Annotated in this window: 2 tRNA genes and 3 rRNA genes; all 5 read right to left on the bottom strand. The window is 58.0% G+C overall.

Features of this window, described 5'->3' with window-relative positions:
* Positions 1-29: 29 nt before the first annotated feature.
* Positions 30-141: ribosomal RNA gene (rrf, locus tag ACG2F4_RS19040) — 5S ribosomal RNA — on the bottom strand.
* A gap of 108 nt (positions 142-249) precedes the next feature.
* A 23S ribosomal RNA gene (locus ACG2F4_RS19035) occupies positions 250-3163 on the bottom strand.
* Positions 3164-3550: 387 nt separating this feature from the next.
* A tRNA-Ala gene (locus ACG2F4_RS19030) sits at positions 3551-3627 on the bottom strand.
* Between the two features lie 23 nt (positions 3628-3650).
* Positions 3651-3724, bottom strand: a tRNA-Ile gene (locus ACG2F4_RS19025).
* A gap of 118 nt (positions 3725-3842) precedes the next feature.
* Positions 3843-5377 (bottom strand): 16S ribosomal RNA (locus ACG2F4_RS19020).
* Together the 16S, 23S and 5S rRNA genes with 2 tRNA genes alongside form the textbook arrangement of a ribosomal RNA operon.
* Between the last annotated feature and the right edge of the window lie 121 nt (positions 5378-5498).

Raw genomic sequence — 5498 nt, 5'->3', positions numbered from 1 at the left:
TGAGGCGGAGGGCCGTGGGGAAAAAAAAGAGGAGGCGAGGACCTACGCTTCCGCCTGCTGGCAGTACCATTGGCGCGGCAGGGCTTAACGGCCGTGTTCGGGATGGGAACGGGTGGGGCCCCTGCGCGGTGGCTCACCTCCTGAATGGGTTGATCAATGTGTCAAAACCTGTGGGGTTCGTTGATGTAGTGGGAAGCGGGCAAGGTCGAGGTCAGCCCCGGCCCGTGGTGGGGGCCGATGCAAGCCATATAAGCAAAGCCGGTGGTCTGATTAGTACGGCTCGGCTGAGGGTGTTACCACCCGTACACCTGCCGCCTATCGAGCTGGTCGTCTTCCAGCAGACTCTTGGGGAACCCTTATCTTGGAGCGTGCTTCGCGCTTAGATGCTTTCAGCGGCTTATCACTTCCGCACATAGCTACCCAGCGGTGCCCCGGGCGGGACAACTGGTGCACCAGCGGTGCGTCCACTCCGGTCCTCTCGTACTAGGAGCAGCTCTCCTTAAGGTTCCTGCGCCCACAGCAGATAGGGACCGAACTGTCTCACGACGTTCTGAACCCAGCTCGCGTACCGCTTTAATTGGCGAACAGCCAAACCCTTGGGACCTTCTCCAGCCCCAGGATGCGATGAGCCGACATCGAGGTGCCAAACCTCCCCGTCGATGTGAACTCTTGGGGGAGATAAGCCTGTTATCCCCGGAGTACCTTTTATCCTTTGAGCGACGACCCTTCCATACGGAATCGCCGGATCACTAAACCCTGCTTTCGCAGCTGCTCGAGCTGTATCTCTTGCAGTCAAGCACCCTTATGCTTTTACACTCTACACGCGATTGCCGACCGCGTTGAGGGTACCTTTGGGAGCCTCCGTTACACTTTAGGAGGCGACCGCCCCAGTCAAACTACCCACCATACACTGTTCCCCCGGTGGGGGGTTAGAATTCACCTGCCGGAAGGGTGGTATTTCACGGGTGGCTCCACCCCGGCTGGCGCCGGGGCTTCAGGGCCTCCCACCTATCCTGCACATCCGGCCGGTAAAGCCAATGTAAAGTTGTAGTAAAGGTTCACGGGGTCTTTCCGTCCCGCTGCGGGTAATCGGCGTCATCACCGATACCACAATTTCACCGAGCTCGTGGCCGAGACAGTGCCCAATTCGTTGCACCATTCGTGCAGGTCGGAACTTACCCGACAAGGAATTTCGCTACCTTAGGACCGTTATAGTTACGGCCGCCGTTTACTGGGGCTTCAGTCGCCCGCTTCACCGCCAAAGGCGATTAACAGGCTTCCTTAACCTTCCAGCACCGGGCAGGTGTCAGCCCCTATACGTCGGCTTGCGCCTTGGCAGAGGCCTGTGTTTTTGTTAAACAGTCGATTGGGCCTGGTCACTGCGCCCCGCAACCCCCGAAAGGGCCGCAGGGGATCCTTCTCCCGAAGTTACGGATCTAATTTGCCGAGTTCCTTAGCCACGATTGCCTCGAGCACCTGAGGATTCTCTCCTCACCTACCTGTGTCGGTTTTGGTACGAGCACCAAAGAGCAGTCTACGACGCTTTTCTTGGCAGCGGGATTACCCACACTGTCGGTTTGCCCGCAGGCTCCCCGTACTGTCGGAGTTCGGCCTCGGGCCGGCGGATTTGCCTGCCGGCCAGCCTACATCCTTCAACCTGTCATTCCGTCGACAGGCGGTGGTGTCACTTCTGCGTCACGCCTTAGCCTGTGACCCTTCGGTGGTACCGGAATATTGTACCGGTTTTCCATCGGCTTCGCCCTTCGGCTACGCCTTAGGTCTCGACTAACCCTGATCCGATGAGCGTTGATCAGGAACCCGTAGGTTTACGGTGGAAGGGTTCTTCACCCTTCTTATCGTTACTCATGCCTACAGTTTCGCTTCCAGATCCTCCACGCGGCCTCACAGCCGGGCTTCGACGGGGCTGGAATGCTCCCCTACCGCTGTATCCAACAGGATACAACCCACGATTTCGGCACCAGACTTGATGCCCGCAAATTATCGACGCCGGGCCGCTCGACTAGTGAGCTATTACGCACTCTTTCAAGGAATGGCTGCTTCTAAGCCAACCTCCTAGTTGTCTGGGCAACCCAACTTTCTTTCTGCAACTTAGTCTGGATTTAGGGGCCTTAATCGGTGGTCTGGGTTCTTTCCCTCTTGCGACCGGACGTTATCGCTCGGCCGCTGACTACCTGGCAACAGGTGCCGGCATTCGGAGTTTGTCTAGGTTTGGTAGGCGGTGAAGCCCCCTAGCCTAATCAGTGCTCTACCTCCGACACCTTCCACGCCAGATGCTATACCTAAATATATTTCGGGGAGAACGAGCTATTGCCGGGTTTGATTGGCCTTTCACCCCTATCCACAACTCATCCGATGGCTTTTCAACGCCAGGCGGTTCGGGCCTCCACGGTGTGTTACCACCGCTTCACCCTGGTCATGGATAGCTCACCCGGTTTCGCGTCTGCCCCGACCTACTTCGACGCCCTGTTCGGACTCGCTTTCGCTTCGGCTTCCCTGCTGAGCAGGTTAACCTCGCAGGTCAGGAGCAACTCGTAGGCTCATTATGCAAAAGGCACGCCGTCAGCCTCAACGAGGCCTCCGACCGCTTGTAAGCGCACGGGTTCAGGTACTGTTTCACTCGCCTTCTCGGCGTTCTTTTCACCTTTCCCTCACGGTACTGGTCCACTATCGGTCATCGTCAGTATTTAGCCTTGGCGGATGGTGCCGCCGGGTTCAGACAGGATTTCTCCGGTCCCGTCCTACTCAGGGGATCCCACCGGCATGGTTGCGGTACTCCTACGGGGCTTTCACCCTCTGTGGCGCGCCTTTCCAGTGCGCTTCGAATTTGGCTCGCATGCCTTCTGTGGGCCCTGCAACCCCCACCTCCCGTAGGAGATGGGTTTGGGCTGTTCCCCGTTCGCTCGCCACTACTTGGGGAATCACTGACTTGTTTTCTGCTCCTGGGGGTACTAAGATGTTTCAATTCCCCCCGTTGGCCCTCCCATACGGGAGTATCCCGACCAAGTCGGGATGGGTTGCCCCATTCGGATACCTGCGGATCCCAGCTTGTGTGCAGCTCCCCGCAGCTTTTCGCAGCTTGTCACGTCCTTCATCGCCTGACGATGCCTAGGCATCCACCGTGCGCCCTTGTCTTGCTTTCGCTTATACGGCTTGCATCCGCCTCCAATCAATCGGACCGGAGCCGGTGCAACCCACACAATGAACTCATCAATGCTGCTGTCGCGGCCGAAGCCGGACAGCGGGCAATCTATATGTTATGTGATTGTGATATGTCGTTCGGCCTGCCCGAGGGCAGACCGATGACGCTCGATCTTACCTTTGCTTCCCACTATATCAAAGAACGCGCAGAGCGACGGGCTGTGGCCGGGGCAGCTCCTCGCCTTTAACAGCTACAAAGCCTTCCCGCAATGCCCCCCGTCCTGCAATAATAAAAGAACACTCCCCGGCCGAAGCCGGGCGGTTCAATTACCACCTTACCCGTAGCCAAACCGACTACCGGCCAGGTGCTAACTGCACCGCTGCTCACCCCTGGTGGAGCTAGTCGGATTCGAACCGACGACCCTCTGCTTGCAAAGCAGATGCTCTAGCCAACTGAGCTATAGCCCCCACTGCGGCCCCTCGGCCATAAGTGGGCTTGGCAGGAGTTGAACCTGCGACCTCACGCTTATCAGGCGTGCGCTCTAACCACCTGAGCTACAAGCCCAAGTGCGACCCCGGCCGGGACCGCGCCCTGCCGGCGGCCAGCGCCGCCTGGCTCGCTCCCGTAACAGACAGACAGATAATCGCACAGGCGACCCCGGCCAGGAGGGGACTCTCCGTAGAAAGGAGGTGATCCAGCCGCACCTTCCGGTACGGCTACCTTGTTACGACTTAGCGCCAGTCACAGGGCTTACCCTGAAGACCTGCCTCCCGAAGGTTGGCCCGGCCTCGTCAGGTACTCCCTGCTTCCATCGCTTGACGGGCGGTGTGTACAAGGCCCGGGAACGTATTCACCGCGCCATTGCTGATACGCGATTACTAGCGATTCCGGCTTCATGGAGTCGAGTTTCAGACTCCAATCCGAACTGGGAACGGTGTTGGGGATCTGCTGACCCTCGCGGGCTCGCCTCCCATTGGACCGTCCATTGTAGCACGTGTGCAGCCCCAGACGTAAGGGCCATGATGACTTGACGTCGTCCCCACCTTCCTCACTACTTGCGTAGGCAGTCCGGCTAGAGTCCCCACCATTACGTGCTGGTAACTAACCGTAGGGGTTGCGCTCGTTGCGGGACTTAACCCAACACCTCACGGCACGAGCTGACGACAGCCATGCAGCACCTTCCAGCCTGCCCCGAAGGGAGACTCCTTTTCAGGAGCTGTCAGGCTGGATTTAGCCTGGGTAAGGTTCTTCGCGTTGCATCGAATTAAGCCACATGCTCCACCGCTTGTGCGGGCCCCCGTCAATTCCTTTGAGTTTCATCCTTGCGGACGTACTCCCCAGGTGGTGTGCTTATTGCGTTAGCTGCGACACCGACCCCGAAGGGCCAACATCTAGCACACATCGTTTACAGCGTGGACTACCAGGGTATCTAATCCTGTTCGCTCCCCACGCTCTCGTGCCTCAGCGTCAGTACCAGACCAGTCGGCCGCCTTCGCCACTGGTGTTCTTCGTGATATCTATGCATTTCACCGCTACACCACGAATTCCACCGACCTCTTCTGGACTCAAGATCAGCAGTATCGAAGGCCATTTTACCGTTAAGCGGCAAGATTTCACCCTCGACTTACTGACCCGCCTGCGCACCCTTTACACCCAATGATTCCGGACAACGCTTGCACCCTCCGTATTACCGCGGCTGCTGGCACGGAGTTAGCCGGTGCTTATTCACCAGGTACCGTCAGCCGGGGTCGAAACCCCGGGGTTCTTCCCTGGTAAAAGCTGTTTACAACCCATAGGGCCGTCTTCCAGCACGCGGCGTGGCTGCGTCAGAGTTTCCTCCATTGCGCAAGATTCCTCACTGCTGCCTCCCGTAGGAGTCTGGGCCGTGTCTCAGTCCCAGTGTGGGGGATCATCCTCTCAGACCCCCTAGCCATCATCGCCTTGGTGGGCTCTTACCCCACCAACTAGCTAATGGCACGCAGGCCCATCTGAAGGTGGCCAAAGCCTTTAACAACTGTTCCCATGCGGGACCGCTGCATCATCGGGTATTAGCGCGCCTTTCGGCGCGTTATCCCCGTCCTTCAGGCAGGTTGCCTACGCGTTACTCACCCATCCGCCGGTCTCCCCAGCCTCCGAAGAGACTGGTTCTCCCACGACTTGCATGTGTTAGGCCCGCCGCCAGCGTTCGTCCTGAGCCAGGATCAAACTCTCCATGGTATAATAATACACCTAATAACATCGAGCTTGCCTCCCGGCCGTCTTTACTTCGTCATCTGCTTCGCAGAATGACGGGTCGCACTATGCGATTATCTGTCTGTCTCATTACGGAAAAGAACAA

It is taken from the genome of Halalkalibaculum sp. DA3122 (assembly GCF_043951865.1).
GTDB lineage: Bacteria > Bacteroidota > Rhodothermia > Balneolales > Balneolaceae > JAMQKA01.
Note: the sequence above shows the minus strand (reverse complement) of the source record. Positions and strands in the feature narration are given on the sequence as shown.